The following is a 22,722-nucleotide window of genomic DNA, read 5'->3' as shown; positions in this document are numbered from 1 at the left end:
TTATCTCCCCCTAAGTACATATTTTTTGATTGAAAAGACGAAAGCATAGGTGATATAACTGATCCCACTTGCCAATAAAATACTTGCTAGCAAGTCGCTGGGATAGTGAACCCCAAATAGCAACCGACTCATCATAATCAGCAACAAATAGATCAATCCTAGAAATAGGGCCATGTTTTGGATAAAGTGACGCTTGCCTCTTTTGGCAGGAACTGTTTGCCCCAAGAAAAAGAGGAGAGAAATAATCAACGTGGTCGCTAATAATGTATGTCCACTCGGAAAACTTGCTGATGCCCGTTCCATACTGTCAGCAAAATCCGGTCTCGGTCGATCAACTACTTTCTTGATCACTTGACCAACACCACTGATCACAATCATATTCCCCATCAACCAAAGACTTTCTAACCGCTGCTTGCGCATAAATAAAATACTTGCTAACAGGAAATGAACGACAGCTATGGGAATGATCGTAGCCGTACTGGCAAGTGGGAGAAAAAGCGATTCCACAGCAGGTGTCCGCCATTGAGGCAACTGGGAAAAAAGGTTGTCGATGCTTTGGAACCAGCGCGGTTCTAATGCAACGAGGAAAAACAGCCATGCAAAACAGCTGCAGAGTATTCCGCCTATCACTCCTTTTTTTGCTGTTTTACTCATGTTAAGCCCCTACTTTCTTTTAATGTATACGACCTATTTTTGGCTTTTATCGGAAATTTGTCTAACCCAAAGATAATTCCCATAGCAATGCTGATCGCAATCAGAGAGGTTCCTCCTTGACTTAAGAATGGTAAGGGAATGCCGGTTAAAGGCAGCAAACCGATCGCCGCTCCGATGTTTTCAAAAATTTGAAAAACCAAACCAAACACATAGGTAATCGCAATATAGACCGATGCTTTGTTATTTGTTTTTAAAGCAGCAAAAATGATTTGATAGATCAGATAGAAATAAAGGAAGATGACTAAAGTACTTCCTAAAAAGCCATACGTTTCTCCAATGACTGTAAAGATCATATCTGACTCCCGAACCGGCACATACACCGTTGTATGGGTATCAGGTGCCCCCAATAAGCCGCCAGAACCAATCGCCCACATACTGCGGACTTGTTGGAAAGCGATGGAATCTTGGTACGCGAGTGGATCTGCCCAGGCTCTCACCCGATCCAATTGATATTGTGAAAAGTGAAGGCGAAACAACACACGATTGCCCCATTCCGTGAATACGAGTAGCAACAAAATAGCACCAAGAGCGGCAATCAAACCGATCACGACGGTCAGTATTTTCCAATGAACACCGGAAATGATGAATAAGGCACCTAACATCACGATAAACACCAAACTCGTTCCAAAGTCCCGCTGCATAAACATCAATAAAAATGTGGGTAAGCTGTATAGCAGGATCTTAGTAACATAGATCAAATCGGATTTGATTGTTCGTTCTGCTTTACGTTTCTCATAGACTAAAGTGAGATAGACCATAAAGAGCATAAAGGCCACTTTCATAAACTCAGAAGGCTGAATCGTAAACGCACCAAATCTGATCCACCGTTTGGTGTGCGTTTGTTCAAACATCGTTTGATCGTAAAACCAATGAAGAGAGGCCATCAAACCAAGTGATAGTAAGTACAAAAGACCAGAAAAGCGGAGGAGTAAATTCGTAGGAATCAAACTCGTTACAAAAAGAGCAATCGCCGAAAGGATACAAAAGAGGATCTGCCGAAAAACAATCCCTGAAGGATCATTGCCATCCATCACAGAAGCCTGATGTTGTACCCAGATACTTAACAAAAACAGCAGGAAAATCGGCAGCAATAAAGCATAGTTTGCTTCATGTCGTTTGAGGAACTTCATTAAGTATACCCTCCTCTCGTTCTAGTTTCAGGCATAAACTGAAGGCAAATGAAAGAATAAAGTAACTGGAGCCACCATAACTAATGAATGGCAAAGGTACCCCCGTCATCGGCATCAACCCTAAAATACTGGCAATATTGATACTTGTTTGTAATAACAGCAACGTGCTGGTTCCCAATAATATTAAGCCAATCTGAGGATTTGCGATTGCCGCTGATCGTATAAACAGACGTAAAATAATTACGAATAATAAAGCGATGACAAAAATGCCGAAAATCAACCCTAATTCCTCTACTAAAACGGAGAAAATAAAATCAGTCTCTGCTACTGGTAAAAAGCCTTTCTTGGTGATGCTATTTCCTAAACCAAGGCCCGTAAGACCACCATTGAACAAAGCATAGTAGGAATGGATCATTTGGAATCCTTGATTATATGGGTCGGAAAATGGATCTCCCACTAATCGAATTCGGTTATACACATGCATAAACATGTGGGGCAATAAATCATTGTTTCCTAAAAAGAGGATCAACATAGCAACCAAGAACAGACTGATTAATAACCCGCCAAACAAAAGAGCCGTGAGTTTAACGGGTACCTGAACCGTGGTAATCATGATAAAAGCCAAGAAAAGTAAAATCATCACGCCGGCTACTTTTGGTTGAATGAGGATCAACACACAGCACAAAAATAAAACGAAAAGCGGACGTTTCATTTCCTGCAAGGTAGTTTTTGCTGATTGAAAGTAATGAGCAAGGTATAAGACCATGCCCACATTCACGATCTCTGAGGGCTGAAATTGTATCCCTACAATCGAGACCCATCGTTGCGCTCCATTGACAGAAACACCGAAAAACGGCAAACGTGCCAATAGTAAAGTAAAGACGCCAAATCCCAACAGACCGATCGCTAAATATTTACTGAGCAGAATCTCACGCCGTGTTCGCTGAATAATGAAAAGGAGCACCCAGCTGAGTAACAGAAAGACAAGCTGACGCATAAATAAGCTTGCTGGCGGCTGATCTCTCGTTAATAAACGATAAGAACTTGCACTATAAATCATTAAAAGACCGATAAGGCTCAATAGCAAATAAGCTATGATCAGCAGCCAATCGATCTTCTTTTTTTCTATCATTGCTTCCACTCCTCTTGCCTTGGAGTAGGTGTTCAGACGGTACCAGTTATTATGCCCTTTGAGCTTAGTCATCCATCAAAGAGAAAAGCAAAAAAGTCTCACTTCTCTTAGGACGTCAGACTTTGCTAGCAATCTCATCGTCCGAGTTTTAGCACTATACAACGTAAAGAAAGTTGTTCCCTTTCTTAGCTATTTTATGAAAAGCCTTAATCCGACAATTCCTGTTTTACACATTGGCGTCTTTCGACGTTTCTGCGCAATAGCTTATGTTTGTATAGGAGCCTCACCTAACAAGGTTATATGTTATTTTCAATCCACTATGAATGGTACCCTTCCTCGTATAAAGATACAACCCATTCTTTGTTATTTTTATTTTTCTTTAACTTTTCTTAAAGAATTTAGATATTTCGAGTAATTTCCGATATTTAAAGAAAAATCAATGGAAATCATTCGACCATCACTGGATTCCCTTCGATCATACACGTTATTAAAAAACGGTCATTTTCAAAAAAAGACAGCTCTTTTTCTAAAACTCGAAAAAGAGCTGCTTTCTTGATTTTATACTCCCGCTCTAAATATATCTGTGCCGATCAATCCAATGATCGTTTGGCCTGACGCTCTTGCGCTGCTTTTCGTAACTGCTTTTGCGCTTTTTTAGACCCACGTTCAATATCTCGGGTAAATTTACGTTGGGCAAAATCGGAAAATAATTGATCTAGATCATAGCCGGCTGGATAGAGTGCTTCTCGTTTGGTGAGCAGTTGCAATCGCCGAGCAGCAACAACGAAACATTGTTTCTCAATATAAATCTTCGCTTGTCCCTGTTCCAAGTATTCATAAAAAACTCCCCGTTTTTCATGCTCTGCTGAAAAGACCTGGTCTCCCTTTTGAAAAATGTGCTCAGACTTTGTTTCCTGAGGATCGGTTCGTTTTCTGGACGTCTCAAAAGGCTGCTTCTCAAAAGAATAAGATTTATTCTTTAAATAGTCCTTTGCCGTTTGCACGACCTCAGCAGGAATCGCCATTTTTTCGGCGATCCAAAACGCATTACTTTCACCGACCGCATTGGTCAACAAGCGGTATTTCGGCGTCAGGGTCTTGGCATCAAAAGCCATCGCCGCTGTTTCAAAATCTTGGTGATCAAGAGCAAACTGCTTGATTTCACCATAATGAGTCGTGGCGATCATTAACGCCCCCGATCGATAGATCGATTCCATAATGGCGATCGCTAAAGCTGCCCCTTCATTTGGTTCAGTCCCGCTGCCAATTTCATCTAACAAAACGATACTGTTCCGGCTGGCATTCGTCATGATCTGTGCAATATTCGACATGTGTCCAGAAAAGGTACTTAAAGAATTTTCTAGACTTTGCTGATCCCCGATATCCATCCAAAGACTTTTTAAAAACGGCACGCTGCTGTTGCCATTATGCGCTGGAAACAAGCCGTAATGTGCCATCGCACAAACGAGTCCGACGGTTTTTAAGACAACCGTCTTACCACCAGCATTCGGCCCTGTGATGACCATACATCGGTTCTCTTCTCCTAGTTTTAAAGATAGAGGAACAGCATCAGTGCCCAGTAAAGGATGCCGGACTTGATCAAGAAGCAAAACTTCTTCTTCAGTAATTGCTATCGGTTGACCATTGATTTCCCGACAATACTTTCCGCGAGCAAAAATAATATCTAGTACCACTAAAATATCAAGACAGGCAAATACTGCATTCATTTGTTCGGCGATTGCCCCGGTCAATTCTGATAAAACTTGGTATTGGGCGGCCGTTTCTTCCGCCTGTGCCAAAATCAATCGATCATTCAGACGGGCAGCTGCCTCTGGTTCAATAAAAACAGTCGCGCGTTTATTAGAACGTTCGATGATCGTCCCTTTAATTTGCTGTTGAAATTCGGCACGTACCGGCAGCGTATAACGGTCGTTCTTTTTGATCACACGGTTTTCTTGCAGATAGCGACTTTCTTTAAAAAACTTTGCAAAAACTTTTTTTAAATCGGCCTCATATTTCTCAATTATGCCACGAATTTTCCGTAATTCTCGGCTGGCGTTACTATCTACCTGACCATTGCGAATTTTTTGGAAAATCATTTCGGCGATTTCAGAAAAGTCGGCCAACCCCTGAGCATAGTGATGCAATCTTGGGGCAATTGATTGATTTTTCTCAAACAATTGACGGATGATGCGAAAAGACCGTAAAAAGTCTCCGTATTCAATCAATTCCTGCGGCTCCAATACAAAGCCTTTTTCAATCTTCTTCGTATGATGTAAGACATGCTGAAGCCCCATGAAAGGGACTTGACGTCCGGCGTCTAATAGCGCCATCGCTTCAGTTGTCTCAGACACTCGTTTTTGGGCGGAATGGATCGTAGCTGCTGGTTTTTCATTGGCAAAACGTGCTTTACCATAATCGCTGATTATTTTTTTACTTACTTGTTCTTTAATTTGTTCAAATTCAGTTGCTTGAGGTATCTTCATGAGTGATCCTTTCTTGTGCCTGAGGATCCCGGTAACATCCCCGTCCAAAAAAGTGTACAAAAAAAGCGATAGTCTCCCATCACCTGATTCATCAATAACGATTTTTATCGGTATCTACAGGCACAACAAATAAACAGTCTGTTTTTGCTTATTTGTTTTAATTAGCTGATTAGATACCTACGACACTCATTAATATACCTCTTTCTTTTTTGAACGAGTTTTTTTCATTGTAATATAGAAACTGTCCTTCTGTCAACTTCCTTCAAATCTCCTTCCCCTCAAAGAAAAAACGTCTCAGAAGCTGCTAGAAGCTCCTGAGACGTTTCTGATCTAGATCAAATAATAAGCTACTTACCTACTTACGAGCGAATCAGGTAATCAAACGCACCTAATGCAGCAGTGGCACCTGAACCCATTGAAGTGATGATCTGTTTGTATACACTATCGGTACAATCTCCCGCTGCAAAGACCCCTTCAATGTTGGTTGCGCCATGTTTGTCCACCACGATCTCATTGCGTTCATTTAAGACGACACGATCTTTTAACCATTCAGTATTCGGCATCAAGCCAATCAAAATGAAGACACCCTCCACAGCTAAAGTGAATTCACCATTCGTTTCACGATCAACGTAGGTCAATTGTTCGACATGATCGGATCCAACAATTTCCTTCGTTGCCGCATTCGTAATAACAGTCACATTATCTAACGTGTTCAAACGGTTTTGTAGCACAAGGTCCGCTTTTAGTTCTGGTAAAAATTCAAGAACATAGACATGTTTCGCCATGCCAGCTAAATCGATTGCTGCTTCGATCCCAGAGTTTCCGCCACCAATGACGGCAACTTCTTTCCCAGCAAATAACGGACCGTCACAATGCGGACAATAGGCAACACCTTTATTTTTGAATTCTTTTTCTCCCGGAACATTGATGTTGCGCCAGCGAGCGCCAGTTGCTAAAATGGCCGTTTTGGTTTTTAATACTGCACCATTTTCTAATTCAACTTCGATGACGTCATTGCGGCGAATATCTTTCGCACGCTGACCTTTCATCACGTCTACATTGTATTCGTTGATGTGCTCTTCTACCTGACGCATTAATTTTGGACCTTCGGTATAAGGGGTACCGATCATATTTTCGATCCCCAGGGTTTCCATTACTTGTCCACCCATTGTTTCGACAACCATCCCAGTATTGATGCCTTTACGCGCTGCATAAATCGCTGCGCTTCCGCCTGCAGGTCCGCCACCGACAACTAATACATCGAAAAGCTCTTTTTCAGCAAAGTCATCTTTACTCGTCGGACCAGCTGCTTTTTCCAACAACTGTTCGATCGTTTGTCGGCCGCTTGCAAATTCTTCCCCATCTAGAAAGACTGTTGGCACAGCCATAATTTTTTTCTTGTCAATTTCTTCTTTGAACATCCCACCTTCGATCATGGTGTGACTGATGGAAGGATTTAGCACTGCCATAATGTTTAACGCTTGAACAACATCAGGACAGTTATGGCAGGTCAAACTGACATAGGTTTCAAAATGTAATGGCTTATCGATCGCTTTGATGCGCTTTTGAAGTGCTTCATCAATTTTCGGCGGACGACCGCTTACTTGAAGCAACGCTAAAATAAATGAAGTGAACTCATGTCCTAACGGTAAACCAGCAAAAGCGATGCCGCTTTCTTCACCGGGACGATTGATCGAAAAGCTTGGTGTCCGTTCACTTGCTACAGCTTGAATCGTGATTTTTGACGACATTTCTGCGATTTCTTCTAAGAATTCACGTACTTTCGTTGAAGAATCATCCTCACCTAAAGTCGCCGCAAAAACAACCTCTGATTCTAGCATCGCTAGATATTGCGTCAGTTGGTCTTTGATTGCCTTATCTAATGCCATGAGAGCCTCCTAAATCTTGCCTACAAGGTCTAAGCTTGGCGTTAAAGTTTCTTCGCCTTCTTTCCATTTTGCAGGACATACTTCACCTGGATGGGTACGGACATATTGTGCGGCACGGATTTTATCGATCAAACCACTAGCATCACGACCGATACCATCCGCATTGATTTCAACCGTTTGTACCACACCATCCGGATCGATGATAAATGTACCACGTTGAGACAAACCTGATGCTTCGTCTAATACATCAAAGATTTCTGAGATCACATGAGAAGGATCAGCAATCATGATATATTCGATTTTATTGATAGCATCAGAGTGGTCATGCCACGCTTTATGTGTGTAGTGGGTGTCAGTTGATACAGAATAAACTTCTGCGCCTAATTCTTTTAATGATGCATATTGGTCTTGCAAATCCTCAAGTTCTGTCGGACAAACAAATGAGAAATCTGCAGGATAAAAACAAACAACGTTCCATTTTCCTTTAAAATCTTCTGATGAAACATCGATAAATTTTCCATTGTGGTAAGCTTTCGCTTCGAATGAACCAATCTCTTTTCCAATTAATGACATATCATTTCCTCCAATTAGAATAATTATTTGAGAATAATCTCTATTAATTATTAGTATATCTAACTACAAAATGCAATAGTTTATTCAGAAATAGTCAAAAAAAATGTTATCATCCTCAGAAATGAGCATATTTATTTTTTATCGAAAGCAAATGGAGTATAATAATAAGTTTGGCTAATCATTTCTAAGCAAAGTTCCTACCTGTTAGATTCTCAATTACATCTCTTATTCTCAATTAAACAAAAAAAGATTGCCTCTTCCTATGATTCCTCACAATGGAAAGTGAGTCATAAAAAAAGACAATTTTTTTATTTAGTATTGAAATAGTTGAACAATCCACCGATCGTTCGCTCCTTCAATGTAATCCGCTTGCCGTCTAGAAAAACTTCTTCGACTGGGTAATGATCTTGAAAAGGTGGAACTTCCAAGTATTGACTTGCGAGAAAGCGCTCTGGGGATTCAATTGTTGTTATTTCTTTGCTACCATTTTTCAGATAATGAATTTCTAACATATCCATTGCCTCTTTTCTTGTATTCTGAACTTTTGAAAAAGCATTGAGAGGATCTTATTTCTCGCTGTTCTTTTTGCTTGGTTCAGTTACAAGCCGTATTATAGTCTTCCTTTTTTTAAAAGTAAAGAAACCACTCTCGGTTGAAACATCTCTTATTTTTTGGCTTTTGTCTGACCGATAAAGTAGTCCTCTAAGACACCACCAATCACAAAAATGACCCAAGAGTATGCCCAGGCATGAAACATGAAGGACCAAAGCATATAAACGACCAAAATCACTGGCCAGTAGACTGTTCGAAAAAAGGTAACTCTACCAGCGGATTCGCCATATTTATGACGTGTTGCTCGATCACCAAGATTCTCTTCGTCACGAATAAAATACGTCTCAGTTGCCAGCTTCGCAAAGCCTGTACGAATAATACTTACATAAATAATAAAGAACACACCCACTGCAACTGTCAAGAAAAACAAGGAAATACCAAACTCAACAGAATAATAAAACAATTCACTTAAAAGTACAGGCGCAATTGATAAAATACAGGCACCAATTCCTAAAACAAGACCAATACGAAAACTTTTTTCATAATTTGCTAGTTGCTGAGCGGCTTCTCGTTTGGCATCCCTTTTGATTGGTCGATCATCTAACTGCTTACGAGCACCGGAAAAGTGCAAACTGCTAGAGATGATAAAACCAACCCCGATGGCGATGAAAAGAAACATCACCATTATTCCAAAGGTCTCAGCATAAACACTAACAAAGAGCATTAGGGCTGCTAGGGAGGCGATACAAAAGCCGATTCCTATCGACAACGAAAAAGCAAAGTGCCGCACAGTTCCCCAATAATCAAACGCATCGTCTTCTGTGATGGCATCGGACCAATCATCAATCGGCTCTTCTTCTTTTGAAACATCTAACTCTTGCAGCAGTTCATCCACCGAACCAAACTCGCTGATCACCGCACCGATGGCTTCATGCTCACTTTTCCCTTGGTGAATCAGTTCCAAGTAATGGTCTTCCATAATCGCTAAAAGATCTTCTTTTGCCTTCTTCGTTTCCGGTGTGATGGGTACTGATAAAAATAAGCTGTCTAGATAGTCATGAATGGTTTTCATTTGTCTCCTCCTTGTAAGAACTGGTCAACGACGATCTTCGTCTGCTGCCACTCCAATAGTTTCTCCGAAAGGCTTGCTTTTCCGTCTACAGTTATCTGGTAATAGGTCCGCTTTTTGCCATGTGTCACTTCTCCGGGATACGAACGGATCAATCCTTGTTTTTCTAACCGAGTAAAAGCGGAATACAACGTCGTTTCTTTGATCACATATAAAGCATCTGTTCCTTCACGAATACGCTTGGATATTTCATATCCATAAGAGTCTTCTTTCGAAAGAATGGATAAAATGATTGCGTCGTTATAGCCGCGAATTCCGTCACTCGAGATCACGCAATCGCCTCCTAAATTACTTCATCTGTCGTACTAATTATAAATCAATTACTACGACAGGTAAAGTAAAGCTGGATAACTTGTCAAAAATCAGTCGCAGGTCCTAGAAACAGTTCGAATAAAAAGACACGCTTTCTCAGTAAACTGATAAGCGTGTCCCTTATTACTTAATTTTTTTCACCTATTTATTCAACGGCTGGCTTGACATCATCCATCATCAATTGGATCGACTCCAATCCGGAACCAGCTAAATACCAAACCGCAGCATCCAATTCAATCACTTGATCGTTTTGCCCTGCATTTGTTTCTTGAACAATTTCATTTGCAACAAATTCACTTTCGCTTTCATTGCCACCGATCGCTTTTGTCCGATCGATCACGAAAATGACATCAGGATTTTTTTCAAGCAAGTACTCATAAGAAATACTTTGTCCATGTGTCGACGCCTCTAATTCCTCATCTACTGCTGGGAAACCAAACGTGTCATACAAGATACTGTAACGAGAACCTGGACCAAAAGCAGAAAGATTGCCTTCATTTACCATAACAACCAAGGCTTTCTCGTCAGCATTTTGCGCTTGCTCCTTCAAGGTATCAATCTGACCTTGTAACGATGCTAGTTGTTCTTGCGCTTCCTCTTCCTTACCAAAAATTTGACCAATGGTCGTAATGTTGGCTTCGATCGATGCCCAAGTATCACTATTGTCAACGCTTAAGAAAACGGTTGGCGCGATTGCAGACAATTCCTCTTGGAAATCACGTTGTCGACCAGAAATAATGATTAGGTCTGGCTGCAGTTGATTGATTTTTTCTAAATCAGGCTCTTTGATTCCCCCTGCTGATTCAACATCCGCATACGCTGATAAATAATCTGGCAAATTGCTGGTTGCGGCAGCAACGATTCGATCCCCAAGGCCAAGTGCATCCATCGTATCTAATGCACTGTTGTCAAAGACAACAACTTTTTCCGGCGCATAAGGAACAGTGACAGTCCCATTGCTGTCCGTAATCTCGACTTCTGTCGGCGTTTGTGTACTTTCTTCTACTTGGGTTTGAGCTGTACCCGTTGAATCTGTTGTCCCTGTATTATTCGAGCCGCAAGCGGTCAACCCCGCTAATACGAAAATACTCATAAAACTTACTGCTATTTTTTTCATTTTTTCCTCCTTTGAAACATATTTTTTATTGGAAGGTGTAGCAAAATTGCCGCCCATCCACTTGTACCAGTTTGATTGGAATCTCATACAATGATTCTAATAATTGTTCTTGAATCACTGCCTCTGTGTCAGCCGCTTTAAAAATCTGACCATCTTTCATCGCGACGATGTGATCGGCATACCGTGCTGCAAAATTAATGTCGTGCAAAACGATCACAACAGTTTTCTGATAGTCTTCCACCAAGGTTGTCAATAGCTTCATCAGCTGGTTGGCGTGTTTTAAATCTAAATTGTTTAACGGTTCGTCCAAGAGTAGATAATCTGTATCTTGGGCTAAAATCATCGCCAAGTAAACTCGTTGTAACTGACCACCAGAAAGTTCATGAATCGATTGATCACTATATTCGGTTAGAGATAACTTAGACAAAGCGTCATCAATGATCCCATCATCTGCTGCCGATTGTCGCCCCCGGTTATACGGATAGCGACCAAATGCCACCAGCTCTCTTACAGTCAGATTGACGGCATAGCGATTGCTTTGCTGCAAAAAAGCCATTTTTTTTGCTAGCTCTTTGGACTTCCATTGACGAATCTCCGTTCCATCCAGATAAATATCACCGGTGCGTTGATCCAACATCCGACTGACTAAAGAAAGCAAGGTACTTTTTCCGGCACCATTGGGCCCGATGAAGGCAATCATTTTCTGTTCCGGCAACGCTATAGAACATTCCGTCAAAACTTGTGTTTTTGCATAATTCTTGGATACATTTTTGGTTTCAATCATGATTTTTTCCTTTCCAGCAGCAATTTGCTTATAAAGAAGATACCGCCTAATAATTGGATCACGGTGCCGATGGTCGTTTGCCATTGAAAGACCTGTTCCACTAGGAATTGACCTCCTACCAACAGGAGAAAACCAATCAAACTCCCACCGAAAAACAACCAGCCGTGACGATAAGTTGGGAAAAGCTGATAGGTGATCGTCGCCACCACAAAGCCTAGAAAAACTGCTGGACCAACTAAAGCAGTGGCGGTGCCTGTCAGTAAAGCAATCAAAAATAAAACACCTTTATGAAGCCATTGAACAGATACACCTAAACTTTTGGCTTGCCCACTTCCTAAATGGAGCAAATTCAATTCTGGAATCAGCAGAACCAGACAGATACTCCCTAGCAAAATGATCGCGGCAGCAATCAGTAGATGCTGGGTATTGATATTGCCAAAGCTGGCAAACAAACGACCTTGTAGTAAATCATATTCATTTGGATCCATCAACACTTGCAGAAAGGTGCTGAGACTACCGAACATCGTGCCACAGACCATCCCTGCCATCAATAACAAAAACAACCCAGCGACTGATTTTTGATAGAAAAAGGCAATTAAGAAGCTACCTAGAACGGCAGTTAAGCCGACAGAAAACAAAAACATCGTTGCTGTTTCTTGGCTCAGCATCTGAATTCCGCCGATAAAAAAGAAACAAAGGGTTTGAACAAGAACATACAGTTGGTCCAAGCCTAAAATTCCAGGGGTCAGATAGCGATTGCTTGTCAGTGTCTGTAAGGTGATGGTACTAAAGGAGATGGCGATTGCAACTAAGGCAAAAGCCAAGATTCGGCGTCCCCTTAATGCAAAAGCAAATGACCAGTTTCCATAGGTGTTATAGGTCAGATAGGCACCACATGCACAAAGGATCAGAAACAACAAAAGAAAAAGTTTTTTCTTCATCGAAATTTCCTCCCCAGAAGCAAAATCAAGAAACAGCAGCCACCCAGTACGCCGGCAACAACACTGACCGGCATTTCATAAGGTGCGATGACGATTCTCGCCAATACATCACACAATAGCAAGAACGCGCTTCCGGCAAAGCTGATCAAAAGCAGATTGTTTTTCAAGTGATCCCCAAAAACCATGCCGATCATATTTGGGATAACGATCCCTAAAAAAGGAATTTGCCCCACAGTCAATAAAACGATACTGCTAGCAAACGCCACCAGCGCAAATACAGCAAAACGCAAGAACAAGTAATTGATTCCCAGACTCTTAGCCGCACTTTCTCCTAAACCGGCGATCGTGATCTCATAAGCCAAGAAATACAATAGACCGAAAACGGGAATCGTCAAATACAAAAGTTCATACTGTCCAACCATAATGGTGGCAAAATTTCCTTGCAGCCAAGAAGAAACATTTTGAACCAATTGGAAGCGATAGGCTAAGAAGCTACTGATAGCCCCGATGATATTACCGAACATCACCCCTGTTAACGGTAGCATCATTGGATCTTTCTTTGGTAGAAATTGGCTTAAAAATAAAAAGAACAACACACCTGCGTAGGCAAACACAAATGCTGCTGTAGTGCGAATCAAATTTGAGGCATTTGGTAGAAAGAGCATAACCAGCAAAATTCCTAAACGGGCGCTATCCGTCAGTCCAATCGACTCCGAGGCCACAAATTTATTTTGCATCATGTGTTGCATAATTTTTCCACAGATACTAATGATCCCACCTGCAATGATCAAACTGATCGTCCGTGGAAGCCTAACTTTTACCAAAACAAGCCAATGATTCGGATCACCCTGCTGTAAACCTGATAAAGACAATTCATGGGTGCCTGCCAACAAGGAGCAACCCACTAGAAGAACAAAGATCAGCAGTAATCCGATTTTTTTAAACATGCCCCGCCCCCCTTATTGAGAATGATTCTCACTCTCTTTAATAGGGTAACGTATTTCACTTAAAATCACAAGAATTTTTTTTAAAAAATCCCTTTCCTATCGCAATTTCGAAAAAATGAGTGTGTAAAGAAAAGGATTATGTGATGTTTTTCTCTTATATCCTTGCGAGAAAACTTATTTTTATCTCAATATTGTCTATTTTATTGCTTTAATTATAAAATGCTCGCTCATACTATATTCATTTTATGAGGATCATTCAATAACAGATCACTTAGATTTGCAATTATTTTCATCTATTGAAACCCTTGTAAAGCCAGCACTTACTGATGCAATGGTGATGTAACTTTTCAGATAAAAGCAAATGACGCGCCGTCTCCTCCACCTAAACACCATTCGTCTATCGATAAGAAATTGTGAGTAAAAACAGTTTAGTCGTGGAACGAGTTTTATAGTTTTCGTTTTGAGTTTCTTCTTCCAAAAAATCATGATACCAGTTGAATTCAATCTCCGACAAAAGCCTACCTGTTTTCAATACGCGATACCAGTCACTGATTGTAATCGATAGTCTTTCCCGATTATCTGTAATTAAAAAAAATAAACCTACGATCATCGCAGGTTTATCAAGAGTTATTATTTTACTTTAACAAGCCATCAAGGGCTAATTGATTCAAAAAGTGCAAAGGGAAAGAAATGGTTGGATTGAAAAAGTAATCCATTGTCGCTAGTTGGTGCAAGGTCGTCTTGCTATTGATCAAGGTTGAGATCGTATTGATGATCTCCAAACTTCCACGATCACTCGTAATGATTTGTCCCCCCATAATCACTTTCGTTTGCTGATCAAAAATCAGTTTTAACGTTACTTCAAAATCCTCATCTGTCGCGAAAAATGTCCGAGAATGAAATGTCTGCGTCACTGAATCTACTTCAAAGCCGTAATACGGTGCCTCGGTCTCATTAATACCTGAACTGCTGACGAAATAGCCAAACAGTTTACTAACGACGGTCCGTTGCATTTTTGGAAAAGGAATTTTCGTCGTTCCCCGTTCATTTGCCAATAAATTGGTGGCAGCTACGATCCCCGTCCGATAAGCATTAGTCACTAAAGGGATATACAAAGAGCTATCCGAATGATTGAAAGGAATCGAAACCAGGTCACCAATTGCATAAATCGCTGGGTCAGACGTTTGTAAATATTCATTTGTAAATACCGTGCCATCGAGATTTAGTTTTAAAAAGTCTTCAACCAATGCGACATTCGGTCGCGGATTTACGGCATAAACGACCACGTCAGCTCGAATCTTGGTTCCGTTTGAAAGCTCGATTCCCTGATATTCACCCTTCTCGTCTTTGATCGTATGGGCGACATTGCTGTTAAGATAGATTTGTAAGTTCTCTGGAAAGCGCGCCATCAAAATTTCAGCAATTTCTTGATCAAAATAACGGAACAAAAGGGTATCCATTCGATCAATCAAATGAACGGCTTTTTGCTGGCCACTTAAAGATTCAGCCAATTCAAACCCAATCAGACCCGCGCCAACGATCGCCACGGTTTGCGCACTTTCGATTTTTTCTAACGCTTGCTTTGATTGACCAATGGTTTTGTAGGTCGTTATATGTGCTTCGACATCTGAGGCAAACTCCGAACGGAAAGTACTCGATCCCATCGCCAAAATCAAGCCATCATAACTCACTTCGTCTTCTTGCTGATAAGATTCCGTTGATGTGACAAAATGAACCGTTTGTTCTTGCGGAAAGATTTTTGTGACTTCACTGTTTAACATCACATTGATTCCTTCAGAAAGAAGCTCACTCGTAGTTGCCGTTCGGGAATCTTCCAATCGTTGAATGTAGCCTTCCAGCACTAAATTCAAACTGCTAGCAACATAACCCAGAACGCTTGATTTTTCAATAATTATCACATCGACTTTTGGGTCAACTTTTTTTAAATGACGGGCAGCAGCAATTCCTGCATGAGAGCCTCCAATAATCACTATTCTCATATCTTTTCCAACTCGCTTTCAAGGTTCTCATTGCGTATTTCATCCACGATTTGATGAAGCCGCTCTTCTTCAAATGGGGTTGCCCCACCTGTTAAAATCAATCGTTTTTTATAACGATAGCCTTCCGAGATCTCAGAATGATCAACGATCAATAAATCATAATCCTTCTCCTTCGTCCCCTCAAAATGAATATTCGGATAGCCAGCCAATTCTTTGATCAAAAAACGCCGCAAAAAGCCACTGCGTAATCGTGATTGAGTCAACAAAATGCCGACCGTAAATGCTTTTTCCTGTTTTACTTGAATCCATTGACGGATCAAAAGCAATTCATTGGTCAAATGCTGCTTTTTCTCAAGAGAAAAGGACTGGTTTACGTTTTTCTCCAACTGTTCGATTGCTTGCTGTGCCACTTCAATCAAGCTCTCATTCGCAACACTTTGCGGCTGAAATTCAGCAAAGGCAATAATGCCGCCATGAATGTACAACGCTTGGATCGTCACACTCGTCAAGAAGACGCATAATTCCGTAGAAGTTTCTGTAGTCTTTCTCTCACTATCACCAATTGCCTGCAGCAGCTCCCCATTTAACGCATCGATCTCTTGGAAGAAAAGTGATTTTTGCAAGGAGTCATCCAGTGAAGGGCGAATCAAGCCTTCAGCTAATAAAAATAAATAGAAATAAACCGTTTCATAATCGCTCCAGGATACGGCAAAACGACTGAGATAGCGTCCTAATATATTCCGCAAAAGCTGGAACATCGCTTCATTTTCCAATGACTTCAACAATGGATACGATGCTTCATGCTGCTGCGAGCCACGATAATCAAAACGGGCTTCCATAATACCTAACCACAGCCCGACTTTCCAGCGTTCGGATTGACTAAACGTTGTCTGTAGCTGTTTTTCGATTACTCGAATCAAATTGTTGATGGCTGGTGCATTCAAGCGAGCGATCAATTCTTCATTGGGATAACTTTGTGAAAAAAACTGATAATAGAAAAAGCGAATCTGTTTTTCATCCCCAAGCAATTTTTTATTTTTTAATTGGATGTCGAATTCTTTCAATAACTGATTGATGGCTTTGAATCGACGAAACAATGAAGCTTCACTCAACATCAGTTCTAACATCATTTTCGTCGTTGACTCATCTCGATGAAAAAACAAATACGACAATATCTGAAAATCGATTGCTTCTGAAAGATACGCATAAAAGAATTTTTTTAGTGAGAAATCAAGCGGAAGTGTTAACTGTACTTGATCATTTTCTAAATAAGTCAATGCCGCATCCTCATGGAAAGCGACTAAATTTTGATGAAGATTTTGAAGTTCTTTTTGCAAAGTGGGTGCGGAAATGGATAATGTTTTTGCAAGTTTCTTGTAAGAGATTTCTGAGCCGTTCTGAAAAAAAACAGCTAAAATTTGAAAATGAACCTGCTGATTTTTTTCAAGCAGCTGCATAACATTCATTTTTGAACCTCCTTCACCTTTCACATACTAATTTCCCAATTAATGGGTCGTTTGTCAACTATAAAAATTGCCTGAATGCCTTTGAGTTATATGGAAAAAGCGTTATTTATTGTTCCTAAAGCGCGGGAATGGTAAAATTCTTGAGAAGAAAGGTGGTGAACTATGGGAAAACGAATGTTAGCATTTTTTCGAACGGATCGATTATTTTCGATTTCCCTGTTACTAGCACTCATTGCGTGTTTTTTCGGCACCTTCCGTTGGTCATTTATTGACTTTAAAGTGATTTTATCACTGTTTGGATTGATGTTAGTAATCAATGGGTTAGAAGAAGCTGGTCTTTTACGAGCATTTGGACAAAAATTAGTGGAAAAAAGTCGCAATCTGCGTGACTTGATCCGTTCAATCGTCTTGCTAAGCTTCTTCAGTTCGATGTTTTTAACAAACGACGTGGCTATCTTAACATTATTGCCCATCTACTTACTCTTAACGAGGAAAGAACAACAGCGCACCAGTGTCTTATTAGGCGCTATCTATTTGATTGTGGCAGCCAATTTAGGAAGCAGCCTGTTTCCATTTGGAAATCCGCAAAATCTATTTTTATTTTCTTACTATCAGATTTCGCTGCCACAATTCATGTGGACTACCGGCACCTTTGTGGGACTTTCTTTGCTATTACTCCTTGTTTCGATCCAGCTCATCCCAAAGACTCCATTGGAAATCGCCCTGCAAGAAGAGCCCTTTGAAAAAAAGCCAGCGCTGCTCAATGCAGGATTATTTGTCCTTATGATTCTTGGTATTTTTAGTGTTCTACCTATTTCAATCGCTGTGCTCGTCGTCGCAGCCGTGGTTTGGTTTAGAAACAAACGATTATTCGCAAAAGTTGATTATCGGTTACTACTTACCTTCCTCTGCTTCTTCTTGATCGTTGGGAATATTCAAGACCAACCTCTGGTCACCGATCACATTCGACCATATTTTCAAGAAACACATCGCGCTTTTTTAGGTAGTATTTTACTCTCTCAAGGAATATCTAACGTTCCTGCAGCGATTTTGATTGCTCCTTTCACCGATTTAGAAAAAGCCGTTCTTTTGGGCGTCAATGTGGGTGGTTTGGGTACATTGATTGCTTCTTTGGCGAATTTGATTGGGTACAAATTACTGAAACAAGCCAGACCCAAAGAAGCGGGAATGTTTCAAAAGCTATTTTTTATCGTTAACGTCGTTTTTTTACTGTTATTAGGCAGTATCGTCTACCTTTTATTGTAGTAAATTCACTGTAAAACGAGATTCCAGCATAAGATGTTTCCAGTCAGCAGTCAACAGAACCCTACTTGCTGTACCTGTTTCTTGATCTTATGTCAGAATCTCGTTTTTTGATGTCTATTGTGTGATTTCTCCTAGGCTAAGAGAAGCTCAAAGGTGATTTTCGTTTGGCTTTCGACAGTCAATGCCTCACCAAAGACATGTTGAACCATTTCTTGCCGCTGTTCCAATGAATACTCCTCCTCAAAATAAAGATGAAATAATTCTTGATCGATCTCTTCCTTCAAAATATACTCGAATTGCCGACTCTGCCAATCGATCGCTTCTTCTGTAAACCACTTCTTGTAACAAGTATTTAGGTTCAGATCGTTCTTCGCTGAATGATTTTTTTCATAAGGCTGAAACACGTTCTCTTCTTCTGCGATCATTCTTAGAATAATTAATTGATGGGCCTTTCTTTGAAACTGAAGCAAGGTTTCTTTGTCTCTGACTGCCGGATTCATTGCTATAAAAATACAAGGCCAGTGCTGTTCTGCAGACAAAAAGTCTTTTTGGCTCTGCTGAACCAGATGGAGCTTGCTCATCGGATCTTCAATCGTTTCTTCAATGATTTTTAACATTTCTTTTGAAAAATCAATTGCGTAATACTCATCTACAAAAGGATAAAAAGCTGAAATGTAGCGACCAGTGCCCGCAGCAAAGTCAACGAAGGTCGATATCGGAAACACTTTCTGCTCCACCAAAAAAGCTGCTGCCTCTTCGGCAATTTTCAATTGGGATTCTCTTTGAATTTGCGCATATTCTTGCGCAAATTCATCCCAAAACAGCATCGCTTCCTCTTCTTCCATCTAGCGGACGCCTCCCGTGATCACTGTTTTTCCTTTTGTTCCTTGCTCAACCGCTTTTGTAGCGTGCTTTAAGGTCTCGATGGTAATTCCTCCATCAAACGTTTGGACCGCAGTCGTATGGATCTTTTTGTCAGCGAGCAACGAGGCGATCCGTTGCAAAATGCCCCCTTGTGTTTCAATCATCAACTGAGCATCTGTTTTTGTGAACATATACTCCCAATAAAAATCGATGCCGAGGTTTTTAAATGGATTTAAATCTAGCGCTTCTTTCGTATTCACGATCATTCCGACTTTGCCAAATGGCAAGATTGCTTTCGTTAATTGTGGCAAATAGGCCGAGGCGTCATAAAAAAGTGCAACGGCTGAAAAAGGTTCAGTGATTTGTTCAGCTAACGGCAAGCGGTGATTAAGTACCTGATCCACTTGATTGTCTTTAAGCCATTGATCGTTCTTAGGACTCGCAGTGCCATAGACTGTCAATCCTGCCCATTTTGCTAGTTGCGCCGCAATCGAGCCAACACCACCGCTGGCATTGACCAATAAAATTGATCCTTCATTCGCGTTTTCTTCAGGCACATACCCAAATTTTTCAAAAAGCAATTCCCACGCTGTAATACTCGTTAATGGCATAGCTGCAAGATCACCGTCAGAAAAGCCGGCTGGCGCCTTTGCTGCGATTCGAAAATCAACGACTTGAAACCTTTGATTCGCACCAGGTCGTTGTGTGGTTCCAGCATAAAACACCCGATCACCAACGGCAAAGCCATTAACTGCTGAGCCGATTTCATGTACTATACCTACTGCATCATATCCCTGGATATGGAATTTCTCACTTAAAGTGGTTGTTTGGCGGCGTTTCGTGTCAATTGGATTCACAGAAACAGCTTGCACTTCCACCAATAGATCGTTTGCCTGACAAGTTGGCATTGGAAATTCCTTTTCAATAAATACTTCTGGATCATCTAAAGATCGTCCTTCATAAAAACCTAGTGCTTTATTTATCATCATACTGCTCCTTCCAAAAAAAGTGCTGAATAGTTATAAAAACCATTCTAGCACTTTTAACCAATTTAGAACATTTATTCTTCACCTTGAACGACAAGCGGAACCAAAAACGGATAACTTGTGAAGAAATCCAATAAAGATCGCTTCCATTGATCCGAGTCAATCGTGAGTAACGTTGATTCTGTGTACAAATGAATCGTCAAACGCTGATTTTTATCAAGCAGAACAAGGATCTCGCCTTTGTTTTCTGTGATAAAATCATACGACTGATTCTCCATCGTGATGATGAAAATTTGGTCAAGGACTTCCGCTGCAACAGGAAAATCTGTTTCCATATCGACAGCTAAGGTTTGGGTATTGTCGATCAAACTTGGCGAGACAGTAAAATCCAATTCTTTTAAATGAGCCAGTATCAAATTTACATCGTAATTAAACAGTGAAAGTTGATTGACTGAGAAAATATTATCGGCATGCCATTGACTGATCAGATGTAAAATCTGTTCATCGTTGACCACCACCGACTGGGAATTTGAATTGATTGTCAACAGCGGCAAATAGTTTGATTGGTAACTTGAATTGACCGGATTTAACTTAAAACTAAACTCTAGTTCTTTTGTTTCTGTTAAACGAAAGCGGACATTGAAGTGCTTTGTCTTCCAGGTATCGTAATTGTCGGTAGCTGTTAAATGAATCACTTTTAATGGTTTCAAGAATTCATAGGCATAGTACTCAAGCAAGGTTTTTTTTGCAATGACAGAGATTTCTTGTTCTGTTAAGATCAAATGACGATAATGGTTGAGCAACCCGGAGAAATCAGCCTCCATGATTGATTTTCGCAATTTTAAATCAGCTAGCTCATTTTCGGCTTGTTCAATAAGGGACTCGATGCGCTGATGATCTTGTGCTTTTACAGCATAGTAATCATCTTCATATTCCGCTTCCTCTTCCACTAATTTGAAAGAATCATCCTCTACATTGTCTTCTACTAAAGAGCGATCATCAACTGTGGTAGACGCATTGGTTGCTGAATTTTCGTCGACCTCATTGACTTCTTCTGGTTGAACTTCTAGAGTCTCTTCCTGATCCATCAGTTGTGGTTCAAGAGGATTTTTCTGTGTTTCTTTCGTCAATTTCAATCAGCTCCTTTCCCGTATACTGAGCTAAGAAAGCCAATAATTTAGTATTGAATTCTTCAAAAGAACCAAAAAAAGTATCAATTTGTCGGAATTCTTTTTCAACGATTGCTTTCTTTAAACGCAATGTTTGATATTGCTGCTGCAGGCGTTCTTTTTCAGCAAAAACCTCTTCATTATTATTTGAATATCTTTCCCATTCTCTACGTTTGGCTTCTAGAGCTTTCCGGTCAGAAGTCAAACGCTCTAGTTCTTCATCGATTTTTGTCCGATTGAAAAAGCCCTTTGATTCCGTCAATTCATTTTCGGCTTCCGTAAGTTTATCGATCTGATTTTGGATTTCCTTCACTTCTGATAACGCAGTGATCCGTTTGGCTTCCAGCTTGTCCATCTGCTGTTCGATTGCTGTCAGCATCTCACGATTGCCTCGTTGGAACTTTTCCCATTCTTCATCTATCTCAGGGATAACAAAAATTTCGGGAATACTCGCATCGATACCAATCGTCGCTCGCTCATGATAATAGGTTCCTAACTTATAGTAATGCACCGTAGGAGATATTTTGGCACAATGCATCATAAATGGGAAAGCTTGGGTAAAGTTATCGTGGAACTTCCTTGATAACAATTCATCAATCTCATGATTTTGATTTGATGTTTCTTTTAACTGTTTGTGCAATCGACCATTATATATACGATAAATTTCAGGAATATCCTCTTTTTCTATCGCGACTTCAAAATCTTGCAGGTCTTGCAGCATCTGACCTATATTTTTTGAGGCCACTTGTTTAATATCGCCAAAGGATACTTCTTCATTCGTTGAAACTGAAACAACGTCTTGATCTTGAACAACATTTTGTTCTTTTTTGGCATCGTCAGTCATATGATCCCTCCTAAAAATACTTCACTACTAGTGTATCATTTTTTTCCATAAAAAGTTATTTTAAGTGATTGTTTTTAGTAAAATGATACATCGTTGTAATAACAAAAAAACACATGTCAATGAAGACATGTGTTTGACTGCGTGGCGACGTCCTACTCTCACAAAGGGAAACCCTTCACTACAATCGGCGCTAAGAAGCTTAACTTCTGTGTTCGGCATGGTTACAGGTGTATCCTTCTTGCTATCGCCACCACACTATTCAATTGAGTAAGTGTTGCTCACTCAAAACTGGATCGAAGAAATCAAAACGCTACGAGTTTACGTGCTTTTTCTTTTTGGTTAAGTCCTCGATCGATTAGTATCAGTCCGCTCCAACCATCACTGGCCTTCCACTTCTGACCTATCTACCTGATCATCTCTC

General features: G+C 40.4%; 20 protein-coding genes, 2 rRNA genes and 1 riboswitch. Of the genes, 1 reads left to right on the top strand and 21 read right to left on the bottom strand.

Going from position 1 to position 22,722, the window contains the following annotated elements:
- From ACIPK1_RS15060 to ACIPK1_RS14990, 15 genes are all read right to left on the bottom strand, one after another.
- On the bottom strand, window positions 1-654 hold the full coding sequence (locus tag ACIPK1_RS15060) for a phosphatase PAP2 family protein (RefSeq protein ID WP_005236185.1): 654 nt from the start codon (window positions 652-654) through the stop codon (window positions 1-3).
- Complete coding sequence (locus tag ACIPK1_RS15055) at window positions 651-1,844, bottom strand: FtsW/RodA/SpoVE family cell cycle protein (protein ID WP_008381962.1); 1,194 nt, start codon at window positions 1,842-1,844, stop codon at window positions 651-653. Before ACIPK1_RS15055 ends, ACIPK1_RS15060 begins: the two co-directional genes overlap by 4 nt.
- The gene (locus ACIPK1_RS15050) at window positions 1,822-2,976 is read right to left on the bottom strand and encodes an FtsW/RodA/SpoVE family cell cycle protein (RefSeq protein ID WP_042890382.1); all 1,155 of its coding nucleotides are present in this window, start codon (window positions 2,974-2,976) and stop codon (window positions 1,822-1,824) included. The genes ACIPK1_RS15055 and ACIPK1_RS15050 overlap by 23 nt, the downstream gene beginning before the upstream one ends.
- Window positions 2,977-3,102: 126 nt before the next feature.
- Window positions 3,103-3,278, bottom strand: a riboswitch (M-box (ykoK) riboswitch).
- 288 nt (window positions 3,279-3,566) lie between these two features.
- Complete coding sequence (locus tag ACIPK1_RS15045) at window positions 3,567-5,462, bottom strand: endonuclease MutS2 (RefSeq protein WP_008381968.1); 1,896 nt, start codon at window positions 5,460-5,462, stop codon at window positions 3,567-3,569.
- A 359-nt stretch (window positions 5,463-5,821) separates the two neighbouring features.
- Window positions 5,822-7,351, bottom strand: coding sequence for an alkyl hydroperoxide reductase subunit F (ahpF, locus tag ACIPK1_RS15040; protein ID WP_008381970.1), 1,530 nt, complete (start codon window positions 7,349-7,351; stop codon window positions 5,822-5,824).
- Window positions 7,352-7,360: 9 nt separating this feature from the next.
- On the bottom strand, window positions 7,361-7,924 hold the full coding sequence (gene ahpC, locus ACIPK1_RS15035) for an alkyl hydroperoxide reductase subunit C (RefSeq protein WP_005226227.1): 564 nt from the start codon (window positions 7,922-7,924) through the stop codon (window positions 7,361-7,363).
- 308 nt (window positions 7,925-8,232) lie between these two features.
- Window positions 8,233-8,436: a hypothetical protein gene (locus ACIPK1_RS15030; protein ID WP_008381972.1), complete on the bottom strand. Its 204-nt coding sequence runs from the start codon at window positions 8,434-8,436 to the stop codon at window positions 8,233-8,235.
- 152 nt (window positions 8,437-8,588) lie between these two features.
- Window positions 8,589-9,548, bottom strand: a complete 960-nt coding sequence (locus ACIPK1_RS15025) for a permease prefix domain 1-containing protein (protein ID WP_008381974.1) — start codon at window positions 9,546-9,548, stop codon at window positions 8,589-8,591.
- On the bottom strand, window positions 9,545-9,877 hold the full coding sequence (locus tag ACIPK1_RS15020) for a PadR family transcriptional regulator (protein ID WP_008381975.1): 333 nt from the start codon (window positions 9,875-9,877) through the stop codon (window positions 9,545-9,547). The genes ACIPK1_RS15025 and ACIPK1_RS15020 overlap by 4 nt, the downstream gene beginning before the upstream one ends.
- A 185-nt stretch (window positions 9,878-10,062) precedes the next feature.
- Window positions 10,063-11,034 (bottom strand): siderophore ABC transporter substrate-binding protein, encoded by a 972-nt coding sequence (locus tag ACIPK1_RS15015; RefSeq protein WP_008381977.1) that lies wholly within the window; start codon window positions 11,032-11,034, stop codon window positions 10,063-10,065.
- 25 nt (window positions 11,035-11,059) lie between these two features.
- Window positions 11,060-11,818 (bottom strand): ABC transporter ATP-binding protein, encoded by a 759-nt coding sequence (locus ACIPK1_RS15010; RefSeq protein ID WP_008381979.1) that lies wholly within the window; start codon window positions 11,816-11,818, stop codon window positions 11,060-11,062.
- Window positions 11,815-12,759, bottom strand: coding sequence for an iron chelate uptake ABC transporter family permease subunit (locus tag ACIPK1_RS15005; RefSeq protein WP_016619972.1), 945 nt, complete (start codon window positions 12,757-12,759; stop codon window positions 11,815-11,817). The genes ACIPK1_RS15010 and ACIPK1_RS15005 overlap by 4 nt, the downstream gene beginning before the upstream one ends.
- Window positions 12,756-13,706, bottom strand: a complete 951-nt coding sequence (locus ACIPK1_RS15000) for an ABC transporter permease (RefSeq protein WP_008381981.1) — start codon at window positions 13,704-13,706, stop codon at window positions 12,756-12,758. The genes ACIPK1_RS15005 and ACIPK1_RS15000 overlap by 4 nt, the downstream gene beginning before the upstream one ends.
- Before the next feature lie 635 nt (window positions 13,707-14,341).
- Window positions 14,342-15,706 carry an FAD-dependent oxidoreductase gene (locus ACIPK1_RS14995; protein WP_016619974.1) on the bottom strand — a complete coding sequence of 455 codons (1,365 nt, stop codon included), beginning with the start codon at window positions 15,704-15,706 and terminating at the stop codon, window positions 14,342-14,344.
- On the bottom strand, window positions 15,703-17,172 hold the full coding sequence (locus tag ACIPK1_RS14990; RefSeq protein ID WP_008381983.1) for a helix-turn-helix domain-containing protein: 1,470 nt from the start codon (window positions 17,170-17,172) through the stop codon (window positions 15,703-15,705). Before ACIPK1_RS14990 ends, ACIPK1_RS14995 begins: the two co-directional genes overlap by 4 nt.
- Window positions 17,173-17,334: 162 nt before the next feature.
- Between ACIPK1_RS14990 and ACIPK1_RS14985 the strand changes: the two genes are divergently transcribed.
- A complete protein-coding gene (locus ACIPK1_RS14985; RefSeq protein ID WP_400451271.1) occupies window positions 17,335-18,438 on the top strand; it encodes an SLC13 family permease in 1,104 nt (367 codons plus the stop codon).
- 131 nt (window positions 18,439-18,569) lie between these two features.
- On the opposite strand, the gene ACIPK1_RS14980 is transcribed toward ACIPK1_RS14985, so the two are convergent.
- The 6 genes from ACIPK1_RS14980 to ACIPK1_RS14955 all read right to left on the bottom strand — a co-directional run.
- Window positions 18,570-19,283 carry a class I SAM-dependent methyltransferase gene (locus ACIPK1_RS14980; RefSeq protein WP_016619977.1) on the bottom strand — a complete coding sequence of 238 codons (714 nt, stop codon included), beginning with the start codon at window positions 19,281-19,283 and terminating at the stop codon, window positions 18,570-18,572.
- Window positions 19,284-20,291: a zinc-binding alcohol dehydrogenase family protein gene (locus tag ACIPK1_RS14975; RefSeq protein ID WP_016619978.1), complete on the bottom strand. Its 1,008-nt coding sequence runs from the start codon at window positions 20,289-20,291 to the stop codon at window positions 19,284-19,286.
- Window positions 20,292-20,362: 71 nt separating this feature from the next.
- A complete protein-coding gene (locus tag ACIPK1_RS14970; RefSeq protein WP_194188812.1) occupies window positions 20,363-21,418 on the bottom strand; it encodes a hypothetical protein in 1,056 nt (351 codons plus the stop codon).
- Window positions 21,387-22,301 (bottom strand): hypothetical protein, encoded by a 915-nt coding sequence (locus ACIPK1_RS14965; RefSeq protein WP_008381990.1) that lies wholly within the window; start codon window positions 22,299-22,301, stop codon window positions 21,387-21,389. Before ACIPK1_RS14965 ends, ACIPK1_RS14970 begins: the two co-directional genes overlap by 32 nt.
- Before the next feature lie 139 nt (window positions 22,302-22,440).
- A 5S ribosomal RNA gene (rrf, locus tag ACIPK1_RS14960) occupies window positions 22,441-22,556 on the bottom strand.
- Between the two features lie 80 nt (window positions 22,557-22,636).
- Window positions 22,637-22,722 (bottom strand): 23S ribosomal RNA (locus ACIPK1_RS14955); the annotation flags it as partial.

The organism is Enterococcus sp. NPDC086594 (assembly GCF_044746145.1).
Taxonomy (GTDB): Bacteria; Bacillota; Bacilli; order Lactobacillales; family Enterococcaceae; genus Enterococcus_D; species Enterococcus_D entomosocium.
The sequence above is the reverse complement of the archived record's forward strand: the minus strand, read 5'-3'. Positions and strand labels throughout refer to the sequence as shown.